Here is a 587-nt window from a genome sequence, read left to right on the forward strand (position 1 = left end):
TAAAACATAAACTAACATGAAAATTGGCATAATTGACCTTTGTAAACAAATAGAAGATCCTAGGATGAACCGCAAAAAAGTACATAAAATGGAAACTATTATCTATATATCCATTGCTGCTGTAATCTGTGGCGCCCAGTCTTGGAATGAGATTGAGGAATTTGGCAATGCGAAAATTGCTTTTTTCAAAAGTCGCATACCTGACCTGGAGTTCATCCCTAGTCATGATACTTTTAATAGATTCTTCAGTATAATAAAGCCCGAGTATTTTGAGTTGATCTTTCGTAATTGGGTAAAACAAGTTTGTCAGGAGGTGAAAGGCGTTGTAGCTATAGATGGCAAGCTCATGCGTGGTCCAAGCCAATGTGATGGAGAGCATACTACGGGAAAAGAAGGATTCAAATTATGGATGGTTTCCGCCTGGTCTGCCGTTAATGGAATTTCTTTAGGTCAGGTAAAAGTAGATGATAAAAGCAATGAAATCACAGCTATTCCATTGTTGATTAACTCTTTGGAACTAAGTGGTTGTATTGTTACAATTGACGCGATGGGATGCCAGAAAGATATAACCCAGACCATTATTGAGC

Annotated in this window: 1 protein-coding gene; it reads left to right on the plus strand. The window is 37.8% G+C overall.

The features are described 5' to 3' along the window. Positions 1–16 precede the first annotated feature (16 nt). On the plus strand, positions 17–587 hold a 571-nt coding region (locus tag LPH68_RS26525), incomplete at its 3' end, for an ISAs1 family transposase (protein ID WP_217732854.1).

Origin of the sequence: Bacteroides sp. 1_1_30, assembly GCF_020982715.1 — a bacterium.
Classification (GTDB): domain Bacteria; phylum Bacteroidota; class Bacteroidia; order Bacteroidales; family Bacteroidaceae; genus Bacteroides; species Bacteroides xylanisolvens.